This is a genomic window from Litoreibacter meonggei, assembly GCF_003663885.1.
Taxonomy (GTDB): Bacteria; Pseudomonadota; Alphaproteobacteria; order Rhodobacterales; family Rhodobacteraceae; genus Litoreibacter; species Litoreibacter meonggei.
The window spans coordinates 33,027-58,644 of the sequence record NZ_RCCE01000010.1; the positions used below are offsets into that span (position 1 = coordinate 33,027).

Genomic DNA, 25,618 nt, shown 5'->3' on the forward strand with positions numbered 1-25,618 from the left:
CTGCCGTCTATTTGTATTCGATCAGCTTCTTTTTACGGCCGGTAAGCCGCGCGCGGTAGTAGCTCAATACGCCAAGGGCTTCGGGAAGTTTCCCCAAGCTCAGGAAAAATGCTTGTGCCGGATCCCGGCTGCGTAACGCGAGGCGCAGGATTTGCGCAGGCCATGCCAGCAGGGCGATGTAAAACAATGGTGACACAAAGAGCCCGGCAAGGATGATCACCATCGTGCCTGCGCTCCAAATCAAGGCCCTGCGGGTTTGGACAACGTTATGGCGTTCGGGTGGTGCCCCGTGAAGTGCGGCCCCCTCGGCATAGGCATGCCCCGCCCGCTTGGCCCGCGTCCACCATTGCGAAAATCGGGTCAGGGCCGCGTCATGCCATGTCATCTCAACATCCAGCCGCCAGATCGACCAACCAGCCTGACGCAAGCGTACGCATAGTTCGGGTTCCTCACCGGCGATCAGCGTTGGATTGAAATCCCCAACGGAGTGCAGGGCCTCCAGCCGCATCAAAGCATCCCCCCCGCAGGCGCGGGTTTGGCCTATAGGAGTATCCCATTCAAGATCGATGAGGCGGTTATAGATGCTCGCCTCTGGATGGCGTTCACGCCGCCTGCCGCAAACAACTGCCGCCTTTGGGGTCTGTGCCAAAAACTGCAAGGCGGTATCGAGCCAGCCATCGCGCAATTCGCAATCGCCATCAATAACTTGCACCAGTTCGGGAATGACCTCACCTGTCCGTAGCTGCGCAAGGCCTGCGTTGCGCGCGCGCGCTGCGGTGAAAGGCTGCTCCAGATCAAGGGCGATCACTTCGGCGCCAAGTGATGCCGCAGCTTCCCGGCTGCCATCTGTGGAACCGGAATCGACATAGATCACCCGCGCAACCTGTGGCCGGAGCGCGCTGAGGCAGCGCTTTAGGCGGGCACCTTCATTGCGGCCAATTACGACCGCGCCGACATTGAGATGCGGGCGGGTCACTGCGAGGGCCTTACGGGCGTGCGTGAATACTGCTTTTCGGATCGCGCTTTTGGAACGTGGGCGCGTGCGGATGCAGGCGCGTGTTCAGGTCGTGGCCTGGAATAGCCGGGCGTCTTTTTGTCGACCGGGTCCGGCTCATCAGCTTGGCTTATTTCGGCCTTGGTCAATTCCAGCCGCCCCGCCAAGGCCCCTGCGATCAGCCAGCTTAAAGGGGTAAGCCCCGAGTTGGGAATTAGGTCAATCAGATTACCCGCCAGCACGACGCAGAGAAGCGAGGTGGAAAGAGCCACTTCATATCGTCGTTTGCGAAAGGTCAGGAGCAGCACCGAGAGAGTGAGGAGCCCGAACTCGGTAATATATTTGACCCAGCCTCCTACGCCCAGCTTGATGATCCAGGTCCCGTCGGTGATGCTGATGTCACGGCCTTTTTCATCAAACACCCGTGAGCGTGACCACCCACCCCATCCAAACACCGGTTTCTGTGCCGCCCTCTCGAGGAGGATATCTTCATTCTCAAAGCGGAAACTCAGGGAGCCTGCGCGGCGGTCATCTATTTTTGCAGCAAACGACACCAAAGCATCTACCGGCACCCAGCCGCTGGTGCGCAAGACGGGATAGCTGAGAAAACAAATCGTAATGATGGACGACACCAGCATCTGCATCCGCGGGGTTGCAATCAAAACCAGTGGCATCAACAACAAAGCAATTATAAGTGCACCAAGGGACTTGACCAGTACGAGCGTCATCAGCAGCCAAAGCATGGCCCATAGATATCTTTTGTAACCCAGACGCTTATAACCTAGCGCACAGAGCACCGCGGTGGAGAAAAACAGACCAACAAATAGGCCATGTGCCAAAAAGACGGTCGGTCGATAGCCGCCGCCACGCAGGTTTTGAAGCCACCCGCCCGGATGATAGCCGTAAAGCATTTTGCTGAGCTGCGGGGAGATGCGAACCTCAAGGAGGGCCAGCAAGGAATATGCCAGACCAGCAAGGCAAACGATGCGTAAAATATCTTTATGGGCGTCGGGATGGGCCAGAATTTTTCGCCCCAGAAAGAACGGCAGCAACATGGTCAGGGCCGTGAGAGTATCCGAAAACGCATCAAAGGGGCGCAGCCCCCGCGAGATTTTCGGCCCATATATCTGCGGGACGGAATTGTTCAGGACAGTTGCAAAGGTGCCGAGGATCAACACCAGAAGCAATATGCGCATGATCGTGCTGCCGGGTAGCCATCCGGGCAAAATAACACTGCCCTGAAACGTCTGCGCGCCATTGCCTTGTGCGCCTGTTCTTACGGCTTTGCTTTGCTGACCCAACCAGACGGCCACCGCCAACATAGCTGCAATGGCAGGGACAGAGCTCTTGTCGAGAGTTGGCAAAATAGGCGGATTGTACAAAGTCCGGACCGGCAGCAGCAAATAGCCCCCGAGGATGGACCAGATCAGGGCATCTGTCGCCTTGAGCCGTGCGAACAGGATGAACACCACAACAGGCCAGGAAAATAGGGCAAAATAAGCGAACATGAGCTTACCCCGGACTGGTTGTTATGTGACGGAACATTTTCATTGGCCGCGCTTGTTCCCGACAGCGCGGGCGCGGAGTGCATCGCGCAAAAGCCCCGGCAGCAATGCAATGCATTTACCGTAACGACCAGCGAAACGGGCTGGGTTGGTGGCCAGCCGCCACAGCCATTCGGCGGCCAGCTTCCGCACGATTTTCGGCGCTCTGGTCTGCACCCCCGAGACGAAATCCGGACCGGCGCCGATAGACAAGAAGCCGATCTGGGGCAGTTTAGGTGCCGCGTAGCTGGCAAATAGCTCTTGTTTGGGGGCCCCCAAAGCCAAGAAACAGATGCGGGCGCCGGAGGCGGCCAGCTGTTCTATACAGGCGTCGGCCATAGGGCCGGTCGCGTCAAAACCCATAGGGGGTGAGATACATGTGGCCACTGTCAAACCCGGATAACGCCCTTTGAGAACGCGTGCGGCTTCGGCCAAAGAGGCTTCGGTCGAGCCCAGAAACGCCACTGGCGCATCGAGGCTGGCGGCCATGTCACAGATAGGATCGATCAGTTCGCTTCCGGGAACCAGATCGATTTGGTGGCCGGACAAGCGCGACAGCCAAACAATAGGATTGCCGTCAGCGGTTATATGAGAGTGGTTTGCATAGGCTTCGTGGAAGTCGGGCAATGCGCGCATTTTGACGACGTGATCAAGATTGAGCGTTGCCACAGAAAACCCCTGCCCCGCGGCCACCCGGTCCTCGAGCTCAGTCAATAACACAGCGGCGGAGGCCACGTTGACGGCAATTGAAGGGGTGCTCTGGCGGTGACCTGACCAATCTATCATCGTGGGTCCAGTTTCTAAAAATGCCATATACTTGCTACTACCATATCCGTCTTGCAGAGGCCAAACCCTTGCTGGGAATTGGAACATTATAATGACCGAGCCAAGGGGAGAAAGGGGCGTTCTGCTCGGCCTGCGGCTTATGATATCTCGCTCAGCCGTCTTGCCAGCCGCTTTGCGGCGTCATCCCAGCTATAGGAATGGGCAGTCTTGTAGGCGGTGTCGGAGCAGGTTTTCCACTGCAGGTCCGACAGCTGCGCCATGCGGATAATCTCTGCGGCGAAGGCATCTGCGTCACTGTCCAGCAGCACACCGTTGGTGCCGTCAATCAGATCGGGGGCCGCACCAGCACGGGTTGCCAGCACAGGTGTGCGGCAGGCCATAGCTTCCAGCAATGGCAGCCCGAAGCCTTCTTCCTTGCTGGTGAACAGCCACAGATCGCAGTTGGAATAAAGTGCTGCAATGCGGTCTTGTGGCGGATCGAGATGATAGGTGACCCAATCGGGCAACGGCAAATCATCCTTGGGCGCGCGGGCGCCAAACGCCATGGCTTCAATGTCAGGCAGGCTGTGTCTGACCTGCTCCAACGCAGAGATGGCGAGCCCCACATCTTTGATCGGGTTGGCGGTGTAGAGAAACCCAACCGTGAAGGGCGTTCCGCGCGCTCTGACAGGGGCATTGAACTGCTCCAGGTCGACAGAGTTGGGGAGCAGCTCGACCTCTTTGCAACCGTGACGGGTCATAAGCGCGTCGCGCACGAAACTGGACACCGCAAACTTATGCAGGGGCAGCGCATAGGTCGCTGCGACCCGATTACGGGGTTGAGTGCCGAACACCTCGTAGCCTTGGATGAGATAGGCTTTAACACCTTTGCTTGCGCTTAGACCGGCCACCCATTCAGCCGTCTCCCACCATGTGGCGATGATCGCGTCACCCTCGGGCACGTCGCTGTTTGTGACGGGCCTGCACCTGTCGAGAATGATGTGATTTGCGCCGAGAAAATCCAAAAGCGGGGACGGCTTGAAGACACGTAGAGGCGGGCGTCCCAGCAGCCGTCGCAGAGCCAGCCTCCAGCGCGGGTGGTGCGGGGCAGGTTGCGAGATCACTGTGATGTCGTGCCCCTGCTCAACCAGCTTGCGTGCATATATTGCCACGACACGGGTGCCGCCAGCCAGGGACGCATATGGAAGAATAAACGTAATTCTCAAGACCTTGCGCCCCAATACCGGATCAACACCCCGTCAAATACGGGAGCGCGGATGAGAGGGCAACAGGTTCCATACGCTGCTCGGCTCAGAGCAGCGTACGCCGCCATTACCAGTTTTTAGGGTCTGAATGTAAGTTTCCACGACTTCAACGGCGTGTTTGCACATTCGCCATCTGCCCCATCAGGAAGTCACAGAATGATCTTTACGAAACAGCTTGCCGTTGCGCAGGCTTGCTCCGCTTGGGCGGAGAAAAACATACTCCATTTGTCCCTTATCGCAGGTTTATTGCCGGATATGGCCCAATGATTGGTCTCTGCTTGGGAGTTTCCCCTTTGGTGGCCGCATCTGGCGAAGACCCGGTAGAGACCGGTCTCGCAGATATCGTGATCGAGGTTCACCGTAGCGCCGATCAAGTGGCCCCCGAAGGGGTCTATTTTACCACGCGGGTATCTGGTTTCGATGTCGCACCTCAAGCCGTGGAGCAGGAATATGATCCCGCATTCCACGAGGTGTCCTATGCGTGGTCGCTTGGTGATGGTGGAACATATGATGTGCCGCAGAAACTGCATCAGGCCCATCGCGATAAATCGGTGCGCTACACGCCCCACATTGCGCATGTTTTCGAAACCCCCGGCACCCATAGTGTAACAGTCACGGCGCTGGACGCCTCTGGTAACATGGCTACGGATACCGTCGAGATCGCGGTCGGAAATCCGGAGGTTGTTTATGCCGGTGCGCAAACGCTGGCAGTGGCCGCCGATGGCGATTTTACCAGTATGAACCTGCCTGCCGGGTATCAGGAATTCGCGTCGTTCAAGGCCGCACTAGAGGCCTATGAAAATCTTTCTGCACCCGGCCGGATGGTCTTGAAGGGCGGGGATGTCTGGACGGTCGAGAACCAATATCTGCGCACCGGATTGCCCAATTTCAGACTATGCTCCAAGGGGGGCACGGGCACTCCAGCGGTGCTCTATGCAGGTATGGCGGCGCACTTCATTCTACGCCCGCAGGGAGGCTATGATAGAGGCGCGGTGCTGGAGCATATCAAGCTGCAAAGCGATTGGGACAGCACCATCGAAGGTCCACAGGTGGGAACACAGCCCCCAAAAGGGTTCATCCATTCGGAAGCGTCATTTACAGTCCTTCACAATTGTAAGGGCGAGGGCCTGAACCTGATGGCCAGCGCCGAGGCCCTGACAAATAAGGTTGGCGACAGCTTCCTGATCATCAGCGAATGCGACATCACCAATTTTCAGGACTTTGGCTGTTATCATGCCAAATATGATGACGGCTATTTTGCGGTTATCGGATCGCGCATCGTTCAACATCCAGAGGCGATGATGGGTGGCGGGGCAAAAAGCGCGTATTACCCGACCAATGATCACGGGCCGTGCCGCTACCAGAACATCAAACAGTTCATATGGGACGCAAATGAGAGTTTCAGCCGCAATGGCTGGGACGGCTCTGCCCCGCCGAGTGCCGTTCAGTCGAATATCAGGATGCACAGTTACGGGCCAAACTACCGAGGCTGCGTCACACGCTCTGTCTTGGAGGCGTCAGACACAATCATTTCGCTGTCCACGGTCAACGGAAATGGCAACAGCGAGGTTGCCAATAACATCATCGCCATGAACCAGTTTACGGGCTATGCCAGAACGTCCCGGATGATCAACGTGGAGCATTCCGGATGCTCCATTTACAACAATGTGTTCACCCAGCCCGAGTATGATTCAACGGATGGATCGAAGTTCAATGGCGGCATCTATGCCGGCTTCCAGATTGGCTATGGCAAGACTGCAAATGAGATTGCGCGCGCGGCCCCCATTCGCGTGTTCAGCAATACCTTCGCTTTCCTGTTCACAGATAACGCTCTTGGTTCCAAAGGTCGGGCGGTCGAGCATCATGCCCGAAAACCGTTATGGGGTCTGTTTTCCGACGTTCTTGACGAAAACAACCTGACGTATAGGCCCAATACGACGACAGTGCTGGATGGCGGTGGCGCGTTGGATTTGGCGCCACTTTGGCCGCCACATTTCCTTGGCTACAAGTGGCAGGCGAACGCGGTGGCGGGCGCGCGGGGCAGCATTGCCGCCGGTACGACTGTTACGATCAATTTCACCCATCCCGACATTGGCACGTATTCGATCGTCAAAACGGCAAACGCCAATGGCGGCTGGGGGATGTCCTATGCGGGTGGCAGCACGCCAAATGCGGCGGATCTGGTGGCCTATGGCGCGAAACCTGTTGAGGACGAGCAACTGACGATCGACGCAGGGTCTGCCACCGCACCAGACACGATCGCAAGTTACGCGCCCTTGCTCGGGAACATAAATATTGGAGCTGCCGTCCCGGGGCGTTTCAATCCACGTGACCTGTTTGGCAAAATCCGCCCGCCCCGCCCGTCGACAGGCGCCAGCGAGCCCGCCTAGTCCGCAGCAGCTCACACTTTACTAATCACGCGCGCGGCTGCAATGCTGCGCGCGTGAACATGTGAGAGTAGACGGGACATATTGGCGCTTATGAATGACACTTTCTCTCTGCCCCGCATTGCTTATCTGACCGGGCAATACCCGACCGTCTCCCATACGTTTATTCTGCGCGAAGTGGAGGCGCTGCGCCGGCTCGGCTTTGAGGTGCTCACCTGCTCCGTGCGCCGCACCAGCCCCGAACAGCACCCCGGCCCTGCCGAACAGCAAGAAGCGCGCACCACTTTCTACATTCTGCAGGCTGCGAAGAACCCCGCCACGTTGCTCAAGGCGCAAAAGCTGATCTTCAGCCACCCGAAGCGCTATTTCGGGGCTTTATCCCTGGCGTGGAAAACCCGCTCTGCCGGGCTGCGCGCGGCCCTTTATCAGCTATTCTATTTCGCCGAGGCCACCGTGCTTGCGGACCATTTACAGAGCCGAGGGGTCACGCATCTGCACAATCACTTCGCCGAGGGCAGCGCCAATGTCGCCATGCTGGCGTCACAGCTTTCCGGTATCCCGTTCAGCTATACCTTGCATGGGCCCGCTGACCTTTTGGAGCCGCGCAGATGGGCGTTGGGCGAGAAGACCGCCCGCGCCGAATTCGTGGCCTGCATCAGCAATTTTGCCCGCAGTCAGGTGATGCTCTTCTCCGACCCCGTACATTGGCACAAGCTGCGCATCATTCATTGCGGGGTTACACCTGACCGCTATCACTCTTCTGAGACGCCCAACACGCCTGATCCGCAATCTGGCGCGCATCTGGTGTTTGTAGGCCGGCTGGCCGCCGTGAAGGGACTGCGTATCTTGTTGGAGGGTTTCACGGCCGCACGCGTCAGTAGGCCCGATTTGCGTCTGACTTTGGTAGGCGATGGCGATGACCGTGCGCATCTGGAAAAGCTGGCCAAGCCGTTGGGGGATGCCGTGCAGTTTGTGGGCTACAAATCACAAGATGAGGTCGCGGCCATTTTGGCGGAGGCTGATATGCTGGTCCTGCCGAGTTTCGCCGAAGGAGTGCCTGTTGTGCTGATGGAGGCGATGGCTAGCGGTAAGCCGGTGATCGCCAGCCTTGTCGCCGGCGTTCCCGAATTGGTAGATGACGGCGTGTCGGGTTTTCTGGTGCCACCTGGTGATGTCGATACATTCGCCGCGCGGCTTGGACAGCTCGCTGATGATCCGGCCTTGCGTGTCAGAATGGGGATCGCAGGCCGGTCCAAAGTGCAGGCCGAATTTGATATCTCGCAGGAAGCTGCGCGTATCGGTGCGCTCTTTGCAGGGACAGGCGGCGATATGCCAAGGCCTGAGCCTTACATGCCTGACTGAGCCCGCCCTAGATCGATCAGTCTGAGTAACCGTTCAGGGTCCACGTAATACCCGCCCTCCGCCTGCCCAACCACCAAAGTGGCAAGCCGCTGGTCAAGTGCAGGCATGAAATCGGCATAGTGGCAATTGAACCGGTCACAGGGGTTGAACGTCACATGCAGCGCCCCGCGCCGCGCGGCAAAATAGGCGTTGCCCCAATGGCTCCCTTCCATCGACACGACGCATGGTACGCCCGCGCAGGCGCGCCGGATGGTCGCCAGATCGTCGCTTGCATGGCAGATGTTAAAGCCACGTGCGGCCAGCAGCTCCGCGATCTCATCCTCATTGACCACAAGTCTTGCCACGCCGGTATTGCCTCGGCGCAAAAACGCGCCAGGGGCCGAAGAGGCCGCTATGTCTTGCTTCAAGTGATCATGAATCTGCGAAATTCGCGCCCGCCTGCTGGCATTCTGACCGATATCGACACATAGCGACATCTCTTCAAAATAGGCCAATTGCCCCGGGGTGGGGTCCCATCCCAGTAGGCGGACATATGCGTGAGCATGATCCCAACCTTCCTTTACGGGAAGGTACAAGGCCTCGTCGGGGCGCCGCAGAAGCGCCGAAGGCAACCCATCCTTGAGCCAGTGGCCGAAATAATCCCGCGTGACACTGGTTTGCGCGCAATATCCCTTGGAATAGCGTGGAATTGGCCCACTCAGGAGGGCTTGTAGCGGGACCGGGCCTTTGTGGTTCAGGGATTTGCCCAACATGTATTGGCCTCGGGGTGTCGCCAGCACATCGCGGTAGGTATAGCGCAGTGTTGCCTGGTTTTCACGCATCCCCCCAGCCACACGAATGCGTTCCAGCTCTGGCGTGGTCTGGCGCTGAAACGCGGTAATCCGGTCCCAATCCCCATCCAGCATCAAAACCGGGGGGAAGTCTGATGTTTCAGCCGGGCTGATTTCTTCGATAGATAAGGCGCCGTCTTTTGCCGACCTCGTCCCACGCGAGGAGAACAGCACCTTGTTCAAAAAGGGATAAAGGCGCGGGGCTAAAACGGGACGCTTCACCGCAGGTTCCAGTGCTCGAAAGTCAGCCCGCTCAACGCTTCAAGACGTGGCAGCATCGGGGCGAACCGTGCCTCAAGTGCGGTGCGTGTTTCAGGCGTCATCGGGGGGGGTGCCGTGATTTGTGGCTCCGGATTGACCCGGTTCAGCGCCTGCCCCCGCAACCCGTGCCGCAGCTTGGCCGGTAGCAACTTGCGCAAGGTCCAAAGCGGTCCCAGCCGTTTTGCTATCCCGCGCAGCGCAGCACGTTTACCGCGGTCCTCGAAATAGGTGGCAGAGACATTTCGCGCGGCGGCTCCGCCGCTCAAAACAGGGTCTGATAGAGGGCTAACACCTAGAAATTCCGTAATCTGTCGCATCGTGCCAACACGGTCACGGCGCAAGTCTTCTTGGGTCAAAAACAGGATTTGTTCACGGGGGAAATGCGCCAGATAGGCCTCGATTTGCGTGACGTAGTCGCTGCCGGCCAAACACAGCTCCGGCGTGTCGGGCAAATGGGTATCATGATGCGAGAAAGCCTGGTCACGCGGGGCGGCCTGCGCATGGGCCTTGGGCAAAGCAAACTCTTCAAAGCTGCGGTTCACCCCCGTGTCACCACTGGAATTCTGGTAGTTCTTCACCAGTTGAACATAATAGGAATAGGCTCGTTCAACGGGGTGGCGCATGACATAGATCAGCTTGACCTGCGGGACTGCCGCCTTCATTCGGGCCGCCGTGTCAGGAAAGAGCGGCGACAGGGAATAAAGCGTTGAGGCCTCACCAGTGATCTGTTCTTCACCTGCGGGCGCAAACGCTTGGGCATACGTCTCTAACCCGCGCTCATAGAGGTCATCGCGGGCGAAAAATTCTGGCTCTTTGATCTTGGGCAGGAAAATGTCGTCATGTTGCTCAAGCATTGCATAAAGGCTGGTCGTGCCCGCCTTCGCGGCCCCGATGATAATAAAATCAGGAAGCCTCATGACGTCGCTTCCGACCCAGAGGTCGTGAGCAACCCTGCCCGTTCAGACTCGATTTCGGCCACCGCGCGCGCTTTGCCGACACGCAAGGCGCGCCGTTGATAGGTGCGGATAAAGGCCCGCAACTCCGCATCTTCATGGCGCGGAACACCTCGTATCCACGCCCCAAGATAGCCCTGCATCATTGAGAACCCGCCCAGAATATAAGGCGGTTCGGCCATGCGAAAAATACAGGTGGCTGCAAAGAACAGCGGATCGGACCCCATGTAATATTGCCCAAACCCGTGACGTCGCCTCCCGGTATGGATGGAAGTTTGCGACGATCCCATGGGGCGCAAATGTTCAAAGCGCAAATCAGGCGTGTCCCAGCTGACGGCACGCCAACCCAACTGCCGTGCTTTGTGGCAATCAAGCGCGTCCCACATCACTTCATGGACAAAGCCGCCGATTTGCTGGAAGCAGCCGGTGCGGTAGAACTTGGTCATACCGACAGACATCTCGTCGCCGCGGCGCTCTGAAATCAAAGCCCCGTTTTGGCGAATATAGGGCTTGCCAGAGCAGGTGCCGATGCGTGGATCCGCCTCCATGCGGTCCATCAATTCCTCAAAATACCGCTCCGGTAAGGCCAGATCCAAATCCAGTTTGCACAGATAGGGAAACGCGCCCATATCGACCCTATCAAGGCCGAAATAGAATGCCTCTACGACGCCGGGGCCTACGGCACGGTGGCCACGGTCAGGCTTTGCGATCACCTCGATCCAGTCATGCCGCGCGGCATATTCTGCCAGAATGGCAGGGGTCTCGTCGGTTGAGCCATCATCCACAATCACCCATTTGGCAGGCGTCACCGTCTGCGCCACCACAGTGTCGAGGGTTTGGCGCATATATGTCGCCTCGTTGCGACAAGGCGAAATCAGCAGGTAGCGGCGATCGGTCATAACAGCGTCGTCCTCTTTCAAAGCCCTACCCCTCGCGCCAGCCGGGGGCCGAACAGCGCCTCGCCTTGCGGCGACCAGTGGTCCCCGTCCGACCAGTATAGTGCCTCGCAGCTATAAAGCTCGTGGGCCATGTCGAACGCAACCGCTTCCATTGTGGAAACATAGTCGATCCCACGCATCTGTGAGGCGGTTTTCAAATGGGCGTCCAGTGTCTCGAACAGGGCCTGATGCGTGGGGCGCAGGTGCAGGACATCGGGGGCCTCGTCACAAGGCAAGGCCAACATCGCATCGAAGCTGACATGCGGCTCAAGGCGGGGTCCCACCCAAGTGACGGGGGCCAACGCATCAAAGCGCGTCAATACATCCAGTGCGCGCTCAATCGCAGGAACGTCCAACTGGCCGTCAATTTTGCCGGCCGCGGTAAACAGATTACGGTCGGGCTTGGCTCCATCGGCGCGCTCCAGCAGCCAGAATCCGGCTTGGGCAAAATAAATCCGCGCAATCCGGTCCTTCTGGGCGGTCAGGAAAAGCGGCATCGGCGTGGTTGTGCAATCGCTGCCTGCCACATGGGGGCGACATTGCCCCTGCCCCATCGCCAACAGAAATGGCGCATCAGAGCCTGCAAGCAGCGCTTTGAACACGTCTTCGGAATGACTGTCGCCAATGACCAGCAAGGCCGGGCCATGCTCCGCGGCGCAAGTCTCGAACCTCGTGATACTTTGCGGATCATCGGGGCGCACCATGAAGCGGCAAGCACCGTCCTCGTCAGCGGGGGTAAATTTGTGCTCCATTCTGCGCATCGTGTTGATGCGCTCCAGCAACGCCAGGTTTTGCGGCGCAAGATTGGCCCGAAAGGACTGTGCTTGCCATGGCATAACGCTCAGCGTCGCGCCCACGCCCAAAGCCACGATCGAAACCAGTCCCGCAGCACTCACGGTTTTCCATGCGGCCCAAGGTATATGACGGGCCGGCTGCTCGACAAAGCGCCAGCTGAGATAGGCCAGCCCCAATGACAGCCCGGCCAGCCCCATCATCAAGACCAGTTCCGGCTCTTGCGGATCGCGCAACCGTGCCAGCGCAAAGAGAGGCTGGTGCCATAGATAGGCCGAGTAGCTGATCAGCCCGACAAAAACCGGCGCGCGCATCGACAGCACATCCGCCACCCAAGTGCCCTTGGTGCCATACACCAGCACCAATCCGGTGCCGATCACGGGTGCCAATGCGTAAAGAGACGGAAAAGGTGTGTGGGCGTCAAAGGCGAAAATAGAGACTGTTATGGCCAAAAGCCCAATGCCCGAGGCCAAATTGTTTGACTGCACTCCGCGTTTGAGCACGAAAATCGCGCAAAGAGAGCCGGTCATCAGCTCCCAAGCGCGGGTCGGCAGCAGGTAGAAATTGGCATCAGGCGCAACCCGCCACATCACTTCGGCCAACGCCAGACTAACAACAAAGATCGCCGCCAGTAATATTGTCGTAGCTTTGGGTAACCGTGCCCAAAGCGCCATCATCATCAGGGGGAACAAAATGTAATATTGCTCTTCGACGGCCAGAGACCACGTGTGCAGCAAAGGTTTCTGCTCGGCGGCAGCGGCAAAGTAACCGCTCTCGATCCAGAACAGGAAGTTTGACGAAAACAGCCCGACAGCCGCCACGGATTGCGCGTAATCCTTGAACTCGGTCGGCAGCATCCAGATCCAGGCAAAAGGCGTGGTGCATAGCACGACCAAAATGAGCGCGGGCAGAATGCGCCTCGCGCGCCGCGCGTAGAAATCCAGAAGCGAAAACCGCCCCTCGTCGATTTTTTGCAAAATGATGGTGGTGATCAGGAACCCCGAGATGACGAAGAACACATCCACGCCCACAAAGCCGCCTGAAAACAGGCCAAGCCCGCCGTGAAACAGGATCACCGGCAGCACCGCAACAGAGCGTAGCCCGTCTATTTCTGGACGGTATTTCATGTCGTAGCGTTGCGCATTAAGAACGTGCCTGAACCAATTACCTCCCCTTTATATCCGCGCTACCTTTCGATACCAGCACCGTTATGGCATATCCGCGCTCAAGGCCTTGCGGCCCAGCTTGAACAGGACGCACCCAGCATGGCCAAAATCGCTGTCATCATAGTCAATTACAACGCAACCGAGCTGGCGGTGACAGCAGTGAACAGCGTGCTCGACCCCGCCCGTAGGCATGGCGGGCATGAGGTCTCGGTGCATCTGGTCGATAATGCCTCCACGGATGGCGGGGCGGCAATTCTGGAAAAGGCCCGTATCGGTTGGGGTGATCGGGTGACGCTTTACCTTGAGACCACCAATCATGGCTTTGGGCGCGGTAACAATCTTGTGCTGCACAAGTTGGAAACAGACCCTGAACCGCCGGAATTTGTATTTCTGCTCAACCCTGATGCGCAGTTGAAAAATGATGCTATCGAACAGCTCGCTACGTTTCTGGAGACCCACCCCAAGGCCGCCATGGCTGGTGCACGGGCATATAATCCCGGAGACCCTAACCCTGTGACCGCCGCTTTCCGCTTCCCAGGACTGGTCAGCACCTTCGCAGCTTCGTTCAATTTCGGCCCGGTCACGCGGTTCCTGCGCCGCTTTTCGGTAGCCATTGGCGCAAAGCTGGACACGCAGAAAGTAGACTGGGTGTCCGGGGCAGCCGTCATGGCACGGTTTGATGTTTGGCGCGATTTAGGGTTCTTTGACCCGGAATATTTCCTTTATTACGAAGAGGTTGACCTAACACTGCGCTGCGCCCGCGCAGGCTGGGAATGCTGGCATGTGGCCGAAGCCGAGGTCGTGCATATTGAAGGCGCGTCGACCGATGTGCGCACCGCCAATGCAGGCCGGACCCGCAGGCCCGCATATTGGTATCATTCCTGGCAGTATTACTTCCGCAAAAACTATGGTCGCGCCTATGCATTGCTGGCCGCCAGTGCTTGGATCAAGGGGGTGGCAGGCAATCTGATCCTGTCACGGTTGCGCGGCCGTCAGGCTATCGCGCCCAAACAATTCTTCGGTGACTTTTGGGCCAATGGATTGCGTCCGCTTCTGGGTCTCAAACCCGTATCGCGCGATTAGGTCCGGTCGTAGCGCCAAAAATCTTCGGGCTTGCCATGTGCCGTCAGAAACAACGTAGCATCTGTTTGCAATCGAGAGACAATTTCGCGATGCGCGTCAGGCGAGAAGGTCGGATGCTGTGAGAGTTTCTGGCTAAAGAACGTCTGCTTCACAAATCTCTTGAATCCGCGCGGCGACAGGCGGCTGAGCATATCCATCAGCGGCAACTGCCGCAGCTTGGTATAGCGCGGTGACAGCACGACCTTACCGGCACTTGGATTCACATGACCTGGCTTCAGCTGAGGGGCATGGGCCACACCAAGAAAATCGGTGAGCCTTAAGAAAAACGCGTCCGGGTCGGTTTTCATATCTTCCATGAAGCCGACAAAAATCTGCTCCTTTGGAAAGACGGCCTCGTAACGCGCCAGATTGCGGCTATAGAGGCTTTGATCCACAAACAGTTCCGGGCGCTCCCGCACAGCGCGATCCAGCGTCGGCGGTACGTTGTCCCCGCTATCGGCGCGGCTTTGTATCCAGGCCGAGATAATCCGCTCCAACGGATTACGCACTATATAGACGATCTTCATATCGGGGTTATAGGCCGCCATACGCGTAGCGCTTTCCGGGAACCTGTCACCAGAAGCGTAGTTGTTGGACCCCTCCCCCGCCATGGTTTCACCGTCGCGCGCGGCAAAATGCGCCTCGTACCATTCCGCGCCCTTGGCGTATATTTCATCCCGGCTAAAATAATTCGGCTCGAAATTCGACGGCATGAATACATCCGGATGCGCTTCAAAATAGGCGCTGATGGTCGAGGTGCCGCATTTCATGGCCCCGATGATAATGAAATCCGGACCCATCTCAGGCGGCTCCCTGCATGGCTTCCGCCACGGCTTTTTGCAGTTCGGCATAGCTGCTGATCTGACCAAGCCGCGCGGCAGGAAGGCGCAGGCCCAGACTTTGTTCAAGTTCCATGGCGAGCCGCAGATGCCCCAGAGAATCCCACGCGGCAAGGCTGTCCATCGTGGTGTCTTGCACATCGTCATCCGCCCCAAGGCGGAAAACGCGCCGGAACGTGTCGGCGAGGGCTGCTTGCTTGCCATGCTCCAAATCTGCGACAGGTATGGCAATGGCTGGCGATGCGGCGGTGGAGACCGGTTTTGGTGGTCTTGGTTTTGATGCAGCCTTGGCCGTTGTCGCTACGGGCGCAGGTGCCGTGTCGGACAGGGTAAAATAATCCGGCACATCCAGCGCGCCTTTCGACAGGTCATGGCGATAAAGCCCTCCTGCCCCAAGATCAAAATCTGTCGCTACCGGGTCCAGCCCGCTCTTGGAAAACAGGTCCCGTACAGGCGTGTTGCGCGGGGCTTCGATCACTTGGCCTATCAGGGCCGTGGCCCCCGCTTCTTGCGCATGCGCCGTGGCCCAGGCCACGATGGCCTGCTCGACGGTGCGCCCCAAAATACGGCAACTCAAGAGTACAGAATCCACCCACCATGCGCCCTCCGCCTTGAGCGATTGCACCGCCTCATCCTCTGGATATGCAGTTTTCATCGCCGCATCAGGCCGCAAGGCAATCACGCCCATCAACTCGTAGCTGCTATGGCGATCGGCCACCCCGATGGCGAAAACCTCGCCGCCCTCGTCCAATATCTGCTGCACCGCACCAGCGTCATGGCGGCGCAATGTGGCGTTGAATTGGTTGGTTTTCACAAATAGCTGTAACACGCGTTGCTGGTTGGCGGGGCTATAAGGCTCGAAGGTCAGGCGCATGTCGAGGTCGCGGTAAAATTCCTCGATATTGGCAAACTCCCGCTTGGCCGAAACCTCGCGCGCGCGCACCTTGTATTGCGCCGTGCGTTTGAGGTCCGAGCCCGTCAGGCTCATCGCTTCCAGAAAGGGGCTGTCCAGCAGCCAACGGGCCAGATCCTCCGGGGCGTCAGGGAAAGGCGGCACGATCAGGCCGGGAACGTTTTTGCGGGCCTTCTCACGCTCGACGGGGTTGTCGTCGATAAACATGGCATTGGCAGCACCCAGCCCGATCTCGTCCAGCATCTCGGCAATCCCATGCGATTTTTCCACCCAGCCAATGCGATGGCTGACGATGTCACTCAGGCGCAGGGTCATTTCGGGATGAGTGTCGATCATTTGCAGCGCGAGATCTTCGTCGTTTTTGCTCGCGACCGCCAAGGCAATTCCCCGTTGGGTCAAGGCCCTCAACGCTTCTTGGAACGCGCTATAGGCAGACCCGGGATAGGCGCTGTGGCCGATCGCCAGCCCCTCCATACCGTCTTCCCCCAGCACGCCGCCCCAAAGTGTGTTGTCGAGGTCAAGTACGATAATCCGCGCCGATTGCCCGCGCAGGGAAAGCAGCCCCCCCAAAACCCGCCGCGCCAGACGGCGGTTAAAGACGGTGCTGAAAGGCATGCGCCCCAGATGCCAGAACTGACCGGGTTGAGCCGCATCGCGGCCCGTCTCGGAAATCAGGGCGTCGGCATCCAGCAAATGCACGTCCGACAGGGCCGCACAGGCCTCGTGCAATTTGCGATTGGCCGCTTCGATCAATGTTGTCAGGCCGGCCTCTGCGGTGGCATCAGCCAGCCCCAGACTTGACCGCGTCATTACTGCGAGACGCATCACGAAAACGGGCCCGGGCAGACGTTTGCGCGCGTCGCGGACCAGATCCAAAAGCGGCTCCAGGGCCGCATCCAGATAGCTGCTCGCATCTTCTTTGTCTAAGGAGAGCGGCGCGGTGTAGACCTCTCCCAGCAGGTCTTCGGCGCGCTCGACGATCAAGGTCGCGGCAAACCCGTCGCCCAACGCCTCGACCAAAGGCGAGCTCTCTTGCAAAAGCGCCATCCGCGCCTGCCCGAATGGCGGCACGTAAGTGTCTATTTCAAGCGAATACTGCCGCGCAGAGTCCTTGATATCTTCGGCCAGCGTGTCGAGATTGCTCGACCCCAACAGCGCAATCACCCCCATGTCGCGTGGGGTTTCCAGATGGGTTTCTGGTGTTGAGGCTGGCGGTGCAGGTGTCAAAACAGGCGCCGCGACCGGCGTGCCACCATAAACTTGCGCAGGATTGCCGATGGCAGTGGCCCCGTCCGGCACATCCGCGATCACCAGGGCGTTCGCCCCGATCTTGGTGTTGGCCCCGACATAAACCGCGCCCGCAACAACCGCACCTGCGCCAATATCTGCCCCCGGACCGATGATTGGCAACTCGTTATTACGCCCTGTCTGCGCCACACCCAGCGTAGTGTTCTGGCGGATATGGCAGTCGTCCCCGATGGCGCGCGCGCCAAGGCTCATGCCGGAATGGTGCCAGATACGCACCCTGCGGCCCAGCTTGACGGTGTACCACAGCGAGATGCCGCAGATCCATTCCACCAGCTTGAACATGATGCGGTAAAGCAATGTTGATGGCGCACGGATAAGTTTCGGCTGGCCCATCCGCCAATTGCCAAAACGGTGCACGAAAATCGCCCAGAACCCTTGCTCGAAAAGCTTACGCTCATGGGTGGCAAAATCTTCTGCGACCAAGGCCCAAAAGCCGATATCTTTCGGGTTCTGATCACTGCGTCCACGCGCCGAAACGGGGGGGACCCCCATGTCGGCTTCGGCAGCCAGATACGCGTCGGATGGGGTGGTCATGGACTATTCTCGGCTTGTACTGGTCTCTACTCTGTCAGTCCATACACCACAGATGTGACGGGAAATAGACCCTGACAAGATCACCATTGTGTATTTTGTGGCAACCGGTGAACGGATATGCTCAAACTGCGAGGTGCCATGACAGGGATCTGTCGTGAGTGAGTGGTAAGAGGTGTTTGATATGAAAAACTTGAGTCGCGCGGTGCGGATCAAGAACAGCCTCTCGTCGTTTCTTTCGTCGTGCCCTAAGGTTCACCTCAACATCTCTCATCCGCCTCACAAGCCAGAAAAGCTGTATATGCCATGTCAAAATTGCGCGTCCTGATCCTTGCTGAAAGCTGCAACCCTGATTGGCCATCCTTGCCTGTGGTCGGTTACAAATATGCGCGGGCTTTGGCCAAGATTGCAGACGTGACGCTTGTGACGCATGTCAGAAATCGCGAAAATATCGAAAAAGCGGGCGAGCTGACGCAGATTACACGCTACATCGACACCGAATGGATCGCAGGTCCAATGTATAAGCTGTCGACAGCCTTGCGCGGCGGAACCGAGGTCGCGTGGTCAACCAACCAGATCATGTCCTACCCCCCCTATATCGCATTTGAGCGGGCTGTGTTCACCAGCTTCAAAAAGGCTTTTCAGGACGGGGAGTTTGATGTGATTCACCGCATCACGCCAATGTCGCCAGCCCTGCCCAGCTACCTGTCAGGGCGCACCAAACTCCCTTTCGTCATCGGGCCTCTCAATGGCAATCTGGACTGGCCGACGGCGTTCTCGGGCGAGCAAAAGCGCGAGCGCGAAGGGCTGCGCAAACTCCGCGGGTTGTATCGCTACCTGCCTTATGCCCGCTCCACCTACCGCAAGGCTGCCTGCATTATGGCCGCGTTTCAGCATACAATCGACGATATCGACCCCGCCTTGTCCGACCGCATCGTTCCGGTCCCCGAAATCGGGTTCGACAGCAAGATATTTCATTCTGAAGGCCGGAAGGTGCCCTTCGCCGGCAAGGGGCAGAAACATTTCCTGTTTGCGGGCCGGTTGGTCCCTTACAAGGTGGCGGAAGCAGCCATTCGTGGTTTTATAGGGTCTGAAACGCTCAAACCCCACATTCTGCATATCGTCGGGGACGGCCCCGAACTTGAGCGGCTGGAAGCGATTGTGGCCGAGGCTGGCGCACAAGATCGGGTCATCTTCGAAGGACAAAAAACACAAGCCGAGGTCGCTGATTTCATGCGCCGGTGCGATGCCTTTGTGTTCCCGTCCATTCGTGAATTGGGGGCAGGTGTGGTGATCGAGGCTATGGCGTCGGGCATGGTGTGCATTGTGACCGATTACGGCGCGCCGGGTGATTTGGTCGCCAACGGGCGTGGCGTGAAGGTGCCGTTGCAACCGATGGACGGGCTTGTCGAGGACCTGCGCGCGGCGATGGAGGGGTGCATCACCAATCCGCAAGAGCACGCGCAGCTCGCACAGACCGCAGAGCATTACGCCACAACCTATTTCGATTGGGATGCCAAAGCGGCTTATACACTCGGAATTTACGAGGCCGTTTTGAACAAGGCCCCCTTGGGCGGGTTTACAGATTACGTCTAGGTCAGGCCGGATCCGGTCACATTTTGCCGTTTTGGATCAAACGGGTCACTTTTCTGACAGAAGAAAACTGTCCTATGTGAAAACCATAGCCCATCTGCTATAAATGCCTCTGGATGGGGCGAAATTTAATGTGTCGAGGTTACTTTAACCATGTCGGTAACAAGTTCTAACATTTCCGCCGCCAAATCCTTTGGAGGCTTTTTTAGCTGGGGTATGCTGGCGCTGATCGCCGCAACGATTGGCGCAGGTTTCTTCTTTGCCGACGGGATCGATGCGCTGCTCACTGCATGGCAGGTGCCTGAATATAGCCATGGCCCGCTGATCCCTGTACTTTCGGCCCTGTTATTTTTGCGCCAGCTCAAGGAATTTCCGGAGCGCCCCGGCGCGATCCCAGACCGTTGGCCCGGCGTTGTGCTGCTGGTCTTCGCGCTGCTGATCGGCGCCTTGGGACAGCTGTCCAATATCTCCGATATCGTGGCTTATGCGTTGATCTTGTGGGTCGGCGCGATCCTGCTGATCAGCTTTGGCTGGAGCACCGGCAAACATTTCTGGCCGCCGGTGCTGCATCTGGTCTACATGCTGCCGCTGCCGGGCGTGATCTATTACAAAATGAGTACCGGGCTGCAATTTGTCTCCTCCGAGTTGGGGGTCTGGTTTTTGCAGCAGTTGAATGTTCCGGTCTTTCTGGACGGCAACATCATTGATCTGGGCGTGCTGAAGCTGCATGTGGCCGAGGCTTGTTCGGGGCTGCGTTACCTGTTCCCGATCCTCAGCTTTTCCTACATTTTCGCGGTGCTCTATCGCGGCCCGATGTGGCACAAGGCGGTGCTTCTGGTCTCGGCCGTGCCGATCACCATTTTGATGAACTCCGTGCGTATCGCGGTGGCGGGTGTGTTGGCGCAGCGCTACGGGCTCGATTGGCTCGAAGGGTTCACCCATTTCTTTGAAGGCTGGGTTATTTTCCTCGCCTGCATCATATTGTTGTTTCTGCTGGCACGTATCATGCTGTTTTTTCACCCGACCAAAATGGGGCTGATAGACGCGCTGGATCTGGACACTGACGGATTGGTACCACAGGCCATGCGCCTGCGGCTGGTGCGCGCAAGCAAAGCCATGATTACAGCAGCGGTGCTGATGGTGGGCGCGGCAGGCTTGTGGACATTGGTGCCGGACGACCGCGCCATCGGCGCCATGGATCGGGACAGCTTTGCGGTGTTTCCACGTAGCTTTGGCGACTGGCGCCAAGAGGGGCCGCCCATCCTGCTCAAACCTCGTGTGGCCAAGACCCTGAAAGCGGATGACTATCATCAGGTCAATCTGGTGCGTGATGCAAACTCTCCGGCGGTCGGATTGTTCATGGCGTGGTACCGCAATCAGGGCAATGGCGGTGTCCACTCTCCCGAGATTTGCCTGCCCGGTGCAGGCTGGGAAATCGCGTGGCTGGAGCGCACGGATATCGCAGCTCAAGTCGGCTCCGAGACCGAGTTCAACATCAACCGCGCCATCATTCAAAAGGGTGAGACCCGGATGATGGTCTACTACTGGTTCGAGCAAAAAGGCCGCCGCATCGCGTGGGACTTCGCCGCCAAATTCTATCTTATGGTTGACGGCATCATGACAGGTCGGGTTGACGGTGGTATTGTACGCCTTACCACTTTGATCACACCCAACGAGACCGACGCAGATGCCGAGGCCCGCTTGAACGAAGTTCTGCTGGGAGTTGTCGAGCCGCTGCCACGGTTCATGCCCAAGACCTAAGCGAGCCTAAGAGTTTGGAAAGCACCTGCCATGACAGTTAATCACGGCCAGCAGGGTCTCTGCCCTGCGCCCGTTTTCCATATTGGCTTCCACAAGACCGCTACGACTTATTTGCAAAAATCCGTCTTCTCAAATGCGGATGTGTTTACCCTGCCATGGGGCAACCAGCCCGCCGAGGCGATCGAGCATTTCGTGCTGTGCCATCCCGAACGCTACAGCTCTGACGCCGTGCGGGCGGCGCTCTATGGCGCGGCGCCCGTAGCGGATGGAAAGCCCGTGGTGGTGTCCCACGAAGCGCTTTCGGGTAACCCTATCCACGGGCTTTATTACATGGAGCGTGTCGCGGGCCGTATCCATGCCGGTTTTCCCGACGCCCGCATCATTATCGGCATCCGTGAGCAGCGCTCTATGCTGAACTCGATCTATTTTCAGTACATCAAACAAGGTGGCAGTCGAAAGCTACGCGATATGATCTGCGTCAACCGCGACCGTCCCGGCTATCGCCCTACCCTGCGTATGGATCATTTCGAATATGACCTGACCATTGCCCATTACGCGCAGCTGTTCGGGGCTGACAATGTACTGGTGTTGCCGTTGGAGTTGCTGCGCCACAGCCCTGATACCTATATCGCCCGCATCAGCGGGTTTCTGGGGTTGGACTGGCACGCCCCGGCACCCGCAAAGGTGGTGAATGCGCGACGGTCCGAGGCTGCGATGCGGCTGGAGCGTCTGGTCAACCGCGTCTTACCCATCCCGGCCGAGAAGGCCTCGCAATATAATGACAATCCCGCCTGGTTCCGCGCACGTCAAAAGCTGTTGCGTTTGTCCGACCAGGGGTTTCAAAAGGCGGCCGGCATCGGGCTCGCCCCGTCTGGATTGCGGGACGAGATCGCCGAGCTTGTGGGGCAATCCTTTGCCGCCTCCAACGCGCGGACTGCCGCGCTGACGGGGCTTGATCTTGCGGCGCTGGCTTATCCGGTAGCACCCGCCGCATGACACCGTTTTTGATCAATATCGGCTATCCAAAGACCGCCACCTCCTTCCTGCAAAAGCTGGTATTTACAAACACGCGAATATTTACCCAGCCTTGGGGCTCTATGCCGACACAGGCCATCGAGCAGTTCGCACTCGCGCATCCGCGAAGGTTCGACGCGGCAACCACCCGTGCGATATTCACCGATCAACTCGACAAGGATGATACGCGGGTGCCGGTGATTTCCCATGAGAGTCTGTCCGGGAACCCGTTCTACGCACAATATCATATGGATATTGTCGCCCGCCGCATGCATGCAGCCTTTCCCGAAGCACGCATCCTGATCGGCATCCGTGAGCAACGCTCGATGCTGCGGTCGATCTATTTTCAGTATGTTCGGGAAGGCGGAGGCCAAAGCCTCACAGAAGTGCTGCAAACCAATTTGGGCCGGACCGGATACCGCCCGCCCCTGCGCATGGAACATTTCGAGTATGATCTGACCATCCGCCATTATGCCCGGCTATTTGGCGCAGAGAACATTCTGGTTTTGCCGGTTGAGCAGCTGAAATATGACACGTCGGCCTATATCGCCTCTCTGGCCTCGTTTTTGGGGGCCGACTGGAAAGAGCCGGTTCCAGAGGATGTCGTTTATGGAAGCCGTCCCGAAACAGCCATGCGGCTGGAACGGGTCGTCAACCGCATCCTTCCAAAGCCCGCAGTGCGTCCCAAGACATATAGCCGGAACCCGTTGTGGTTCCGCATCCGCCAGAACCTGCTTCGTAAAGTTGAAAAGCCGCTTGCCCGTCTGGAGGCCCGCGCCCCTCGGGCCTCGGCGATTGATACTGAGATTGAAGCCTTTATCGGCGAAAGTTTCGCCGCCTCAAATGCGCGCACGGCTGCGATGACAGGACTTGATTTGACGGCTCTCGGGTATCCAGTGACCTCTGATCCACCGGTTTAGGGTCTAAATTTTTAGCCCTGTCAGGGCCAGAACACGATCGCGGTCGCTGCGATACAGCTCCGCTACCTGCGCCTCATCGGTGAACACAATCTCGGAAGGGCGCTTTATCACAGCCTCGACCACCTGCCCCTGCAATCTGCGTGGCAGCGTAGATTTGAGCTTGCGGGTTGCGCCCGGAAAATGCCGCGCCACGGATTTGGCCCACCGGCCAGCGATGGTCAGCCGATGCGCCGAATGTTTCTCGGATCGGGTTGGGTCGACGTCAATGCCCTCTGCATCGATGCCCAGATAGGTGCAGGTCTTGGCCACAACCGCCTCTGGGTCACGCGTCAGTTCGTCAAAATCAAGGAACAGAATCTCCTCGCGCGAAAACACTTCCAGATATCGCTCGATCTGGTCGGCATAACGTCCGATCAACTCGACCATCGGATCGCGCTTCAACTCCGCCATCAAAGACACAGGTCCGCTGGGCTGTGGCTGCGTGCGCATGTGATGGCGCAATGCCGAGATGGCACGTTTGACCGGATCCCGCAAAATATAGATCAGCTTGGGGCTCCCCGCGTGATCGCGCAGACGCTGGGGGACCGGGGCCAAAAGCCCCGGCGCGTCCTTGATATCCAACGCATGGGCGGGCCGCAGAAACGCGTAGGTGGTCGAAGCATCCAGCCTGATCTTGGCCGCGGGATTCGAAAAGCAGCGCTGATATTCTGCTGGCGGCGGCAAAACCTTTTGCGAGAAATAGAACGGCTCCTTGGGGCTGGAGACGCAGACATCCGCGCTTTGGTCCAGCAGGGCCGCCAAAAAGGTCGTGCCGGATTTCTGCGCTCCTATTAGAAAGCTGTTGGCAATGGAGGGGGTGTCACCCGGCATGTTGGCTCCTGTTCCGCCCCTTTGGCTATATCTGCTCCGCGTCGCCTTCAGCAATCGCTTTTCGCTCGGATAAGACCTGTCGTGAACAGGGTTGCCCTGATATGACATGTCTTGAGCATATATGCCCCAAGCCTATGGATTTCTCCTGCCTTGACCTCCCCCGCCCCAACTCTTGTGGTCTTTCAGCACGGCCATTTTGCCGAGGCTCACGCGAAAGCTCAGTCCGGCGCGCCCGAGACCTACCGTGATCAGTATGCGTCTGTGGCGTATGTGGCGGGGCTGGCAGCAGCCTATAATGTCACCACATTGTCCATCTGTGATGCCGCGCATGACATGGTTCTTGCCCCGAACCTGCGCTCGATCGGCGTGCCCTTGGCGCAAATGAATGCGGGCAAAGCAGACTCTATTCTTGCTGAACTTGCGCCAGACTTAATGGTTCTGCGCGCGCCCTATTCGGCCGCGCTGCGGTATGCCGCGGCGCATGCAACCCCCAGCTTGCCGTGTTTTGCGGACATCTTTCAAACCCGATCCGGGCTGCGGGGGCTTAAAGACACCTGGCGATTTGCGGCCCTGCGCCGCTTGCTGAGCGGGGCGCACATCCCTTGCGTGGCCAATCACAGCCTGAACGCCTCGCGGGCGTTGGTGGATGTGATCGGCCTGCCACCGCAGCGTGTCGTTCCTTGGGATTGGACCCGCGTCACCCCCGCCCCCCACGGCAAGGACCATGCTGGCGATCTGCCCCGCGCCTTCTATGCCGGAGTGCTGAGCGAAGCCAAAGGCGTAGGCGATTGTCTGGACGCTATCCGGCTGCTCAAGGATCAGGGGCTGATTTTGTCGCTTAGCCTCGCGGGCAAGGGCACCGAGGATATGCCAATAGAAGCGTGGCAAAACCGTGCACAGGTCATGGGTATCTCGGATCAGGTGACCTTCCTTGGGCTTATTCCCAATGCGCAGGTGCGCGCTCGCATGGCCGCCCATGACATGGTGCTGGTTCCGTCACGCCACACGTATCCCGAAGGGTTGCCCAACACGATCTATGAAGGTCTCGCCTCCCGGTCTCCATTGGTGATTTCTGATCACCCTGCTTTCGCGGGGCGTCTGACCCATGGCCAAGGCTGCGTGCAGTTCAAGGCCGGTGATCCGTCAGCTTTGGCCCGCGCCATGTCGACGCTTTGCGCCCAGCCCGCGCTTTACAGCCGCCTGTCACACGGCGCAGATCTGGCGTTAAACAGGCTCTATATTGGCTTGGAGTGGTCCGATCTGGTCCAGCACTTCCTTGATGACCCAAGTGATGCCACCGGATGGGTCTTGCGCCATTCCCTTAGCGCGCAACAGGTCTGAGCCGCAATCGCCCCACCGCCCATATAATCAAAATCGGCCCTGCTATCTCAAAGAAAAGCGCCATCCCACCCAGTACTGGTGTATTGAGCGCGCGATCTAGCTTTTCAATTTGCGCCACGCGCAGAAGTAAAAAACCGGCAACGCAAACG

At 58.2% G+C, this 25,618-nt stretch carries 19 protein-coding genes; 8 read left to right on the forward strand and 11 right to left on the reverse strand.

Annotated elements, in window-relative coordinates; genetic code table 11:
- Window positions 1–7 precede the first annotated feature (7 nt).
- The 4 genes from BCF46_RS19155 to BCF46_RS19170 form a co-directional block, all read right to left on the reverse strand.
- On the reverse strand, window positions 8–976 hold the full coding sequence (locus BCF46_RS19155) for a glycosyltransferase family 2 protein (protein ID WP_121028306.1): 969 nt from the start codon (window positions 974–976) through the stop codon (window positions 8–10).
- On the reverse strand, window positions 973–2,502 hold the full coding sequence (locus tag BCF46_RS19160) for a hypothetical protein (RefSeq protein WP_121028308.1): 1,530 nt from the start codon (window positions 2,500–2,502) through the stop codon (window positions 973–975). Before BCF46_RS19160 ends, BCF46_RS19155 begins: the two co-directional genes overlap by 4 nt.
- Window positions 2,503–2,541: 39 nt before the next feature.
- A complete protein-coding gene (locus tag BCF46_RS19165) occupies window positions 2,542–3,207 on the reverse strand; it encodes a WecB/TagA/CpsF family glycosyltransferase (RefSeq protein WP_245990289.1) in 666 nt (221 codons plus the stop codon).
- 254 nt (window positions 3,208–3,461) lie between these two features.
- On the reverse strand, window positions 3,462–4,529 hold the full coding sequence (locus BCF46_RS19170) for a glycosyltransferase family 4 protein (protein WP_147436030.1): 1,068 nt from the start codon (window positions 4,527–4,529) through the stop codon (window positions 3,462–3,464).
- Between the two features lie 302 nt (window positions 4,530–4,831).
- Between BCF46_RS19170 and BCF46_RS19175 the strand changes: the two genes are divergently transcribed.
- Window positions 4,832–6,958: a PKD domain-containing protein gene (locus BCF46_RS19175; protein ID WP_121028314.1), complete on the forward strand. Its 2,127-nt coding sequence runs from the start codon at window positions 4,832–4,834 to the stop codon at window positions 6,956–6,958.
- Window positions 6,959–7,048: 90 nt separating this feature from the next.
- Window positions 7,049–8,317 carry a glycosyltransferase family 4 protein gene (locus tag BCF46_RS19180; RefSeq protein ID WP_121028316.1) on the forward strand — a complete coding sequence of 423 codons (1,269 nt, stop codon included), beginning with the start codon at window positions 7,049–7,051 and terminating at the stop codon, window positions 8,315–8,317.
- On the opposite strand, the gene BCF46_RS19185 is transcribed toward BCF46_RS19180, so the two are convergent.
- The 4 genes from BCF46_RS19185 to BCF46_RS19200 are packed head-to-tail and all read right to left on the reverse strand — an operon-like array spanning window position 8,302 to window position 13,218.
- Entirely contained in the window at window positions 8,302–9,369 is a 1,068-nt protein-coding gene (locus tag BCF46_RS19185; protein WP_121028318.1) for a glycosyltransferase 61 family protein, read from the reverse strand. The genes BCF46_RS19180 and BCF46_RS19185 overlap by 16 nt on opposite strands.
- Window positions 9,366–10,325, reverse strand: coding sequence for a sulfotransferase domain-containing protein (locus tag BCF46_RS19190; RefSeq protein ID WP_121028320.1), 960 nt, complete (start codon window positions 10,323–10,325; stop codon window positions 9,366–9,368). Before BCF46_RS19190 ends, BCF46_RS19185 begins: the two co-directional genes overlap by 4 nt.
- Window positions 10,322–11,260: a glycosyltransferase family 2 protein gene (locus tag BCF46_RS19195; RefSeq protein WP_121028342.1), complete on the reverse strand. Its 939-nt coding sequence runs from the start codon at window positions 11,258–11,260 to the stop codon at window positions 10,322–10,324. Before BCF46_RS19195 ends, BCF46_RS19190 begins: the two co-directional genes overlap by 4 nt.
- 17 nt (window positions 11,261–11,277) lie before the next feature.
- Window positions 11,278–13,218, reverse strand: a complete 1,941-nt coding sequence (locus BCF46_RS19200; protein WP_121028322.1) for an acyltransferase family protein — start codon at window positions 13,216–13,218, stop codon at window positions 11,278–11,280.
- A 138-nt stretch (window positions 13,219–13,356) separates the two neighbouring features.
- Here BCF46_RS19200 and BCF46_RS19205 point away from each other — a divergent pair, with 138 nt between their 5' ends.
- Window positions 13,357–14,340 carry a glycosyltransferase family 2 protein gene (locus BCF46_RS19205; RefSeq protein WP_121028324.1) on the forward strand — a complete coding sequence of 328 codons (984 nt, stop codon included), beginning with the start codon at window positions 13,357–13,359 and terminating at the stop codon, window positions 14,338–14,340.
- Here BCF46_RS19205 and BCF46_RS19210 read toward each other — a convergent pair.
- Entirely contained in the window at window positions 14,337–15,179 is an 843-nt protein-coding gene (locus BCF46_RS19210; RefSeq protein WP_170157993.1) for a sulfotransferase domain-containing protein, read from the reverse strand. The two genes, BCF46_RS19205 and BCF46_RS19210, sit on opposite strands and share 4 nt — an antisense overlap.
- A 1-nt stretch (window position 15,180) precedes the next feature.
- Window positions 15,181–17,973, reverse strand: coding sequence for an HAD-IIIC family phosphatase (locus tag BCF46_RS19215; RefSeq protein WP_121028328.1), 2,793 nt, complete (start codon window positions 17,971–17,973; stop codon window positions 15,181–15,183).
- A gap of 303 nt (window positions 17,974–18,276) precedes the next feature.
- Between BCF46_RS19215 and BCF46_RS19220 the strand changes: the two genes are divergently transcribed.
- The 4 genes from BCF46_RS19220 to BCF46_RS19235 all read left to right on the forward strand — a co-directional run bounded on the left by BCF46_RS19220 (window position 18,277) and on the right by BCF46_RS19235 (window position 23,258).
- Window positions 18,277–19,566 carry a glycosyltransferase family 4 protein gene (locus BCF46_RS19220; RefSeq protein WP_121028330.1) on the forward strand — a complete coding sequence of 430 codons (1,290 nt, stop codon included), beginning with the start codon at window positions 18,277–18,279 and terminating at the stop codon, window positions 19,564–19,566.
- 150 nt (window positions 19,567–19,716) lie between these two features.
- The gene (gene xrtD / locus BCF46_RS19225) at window positions 19,717–21,324 is read left to right on the forward strand and encodes a VPLPA-CTERM-specific exosortase XrtD (protein WP_121028332.1); all 1,608 of its coding nucleotides are present in this window, start codon (window positions 19,717–19,719) and stop codon (window positions 21,322–21,324) included.
- 30 nt (window positions 21,325–21,354) lie between these two features.
- Complete coding sequence (locus BCF46_RS19230) at window positions 21,355–22,320, forward strand: sulfotransferase (protein WP_121028334.1); 966 nt, start codon at window positions 21,355–21,357, stop codon at window positions 22,318–22,320.
- Window positions 22,317–23,258, forward strand: a complete 942-nt coding sequence (locus tag BCF46_RS19235; RefSeq protein ID WP_121028336.1) for a sulfotransferase — start codon at window positions 22,317–22,319, stop codon at window positions 23,256–23,258. Before BCF46_RS19230 ends, BCF46_RS19235 begins: the two co-directional genes overlap by 4 nt.
- A gap of 3 nt (window positions 23,259–23,261) precedes the next feature.
- Here BCF46_RS19235 and BCF46_RS19240 read toward each other — a convergent pair whose 3' ends face one another.
- Window positions 23,262–24,128, reverse strand: coding sequence for a sulfotransferase domain-containing protein (locus tag BCF46_RS19240; protein WP_170157994.1), 867 nt, complete (start codon window positions 24,126–24,128; stop codon window positions 23,262–23,264).
- A gap of 150 nt (window positions 24,129–24,278) precedes the next feature.
- Here BCF46_RS19240 and BCF46_RS19245 point away from each other — a divergent pair, with 150 nt between their 5' ends.
- Window positions 24,279–25,469 carry a glycosyltransferase family 4 protein gene (locus BCF46_RS19245; protein ID WP_121028340.1) on the forward strand — a complete coding sequence of 397 codons (1,191 nt, stop codon included), beginning with the start codon at window positions 24,279–24,281 and terminating at the stop codon, window positions 25,467–25,469.
- The last annotated feature ends 149 nt before the right edge of the window (window positions 25,470–25,618 follow it).

Excerpts from the sequence above, each read along its gene's own strand:
- BCF46_RS19230 (WP_121028334.1), top strand. The coding sequence starts at position 21,355 with ATGACAGTTAATCACGGCCAGCAGGGTCTCTGCCCTGCGCCCGTTTTC.
- BCF46_RS19220 (WP_121028330.1), top strand. The coding sequence starts at position 18,277 with ATGTCAAAATTGCGCGTCCTGATCCTTGCTGAAAGCTGCAACCCTGAT.
- BCF46_RS19200 (WP_121028322.1), bottom strand. The coding sequence starts at position 13,218 with ATGAAATACCGTCCAGAAATAGACGGGCTACGCTCTGTTGCGGTGCTG.
- BCF46_RS19235 (WP_121028336.1), top strand. The coding sequence starts at position 22,317 with ATGACACCGTTTTTGATCAATATCGGCTATCCAAAGACCGCCACCTCC.
- BCF46_RS19205 (WP_121028324.1), top strand. The coding sequence starts at position 13,357 with ATGGCCAAAATCGCTGTCATCATAGTCAATTACAACGCAACCGAGCTG.
- BCF46_RS19190 (WP_121028320.1), bottom strand. The coding sequence starts at position 10,325 with ATGAGGCTTCCTGATTTTATTATCATCGGGGCCGCGAAGGCGGGCACG.
- BCF46_RS19195 (WP_121028342.1), bottom strand. The coding sequence starts at position 11,260 with ATGACCGATCGCCGCTACCTGCTGATTTCGCCTTGTCGCAACGAGGCG.
- xrtD (WP_121028332.1), top strand. The coding sequence starts at position 19,717 with ATGTCGGTAACAAGTTCTAACATTTCCGCCGCCAAATCCTTTGGAGGC.
- BCF46_RS19210 (WP_170157993.1), bottom strand. The coding sequence starts at position 15,179 with ATGGGTCCGGATTTCATTATCATCGGGGCCATGAAATGCGGCACCTCG.
- BCF46_RS19175 (WP_121028314.1), top strand. The coding sequence starts at position 4,832 with ATGATTGGTCTCTGCTTGGGAGTTTCCCCTTTGGTGGCCGCATCTGGC.
- BCF46_RS19180 (WP_121028316.1), top strand. The coding sequence starts at position 7,049 with ATGAATGACACTTTCTCTCTGCCCCGCATTGCTTATCTGACCGGGCAA.
- BCF46_RS19240 (WP_170157994.1), bottom strand. The coding sequence starts at position 24,128 with ATGCCGGGTGACACCCCCTCCATTGCCAACAGCTTTCTAATAGGAGCG.
- BCF46_RS19215 (WP_121028328.1), bottom strand. The coding sequence starts at position 17,973 with ATGACCACCCCATCCGACGCGTATCTGGCTGCCGAAGCCGACATGGGG.
- BCF46_RS19160 (WP_121028308.1), bottom strand. The coding sequence starts at position 2,502 with ATGTTCGCTTATTTTGCCCTATTTTCCTGGCCTGTTGTGGTGTTCATC.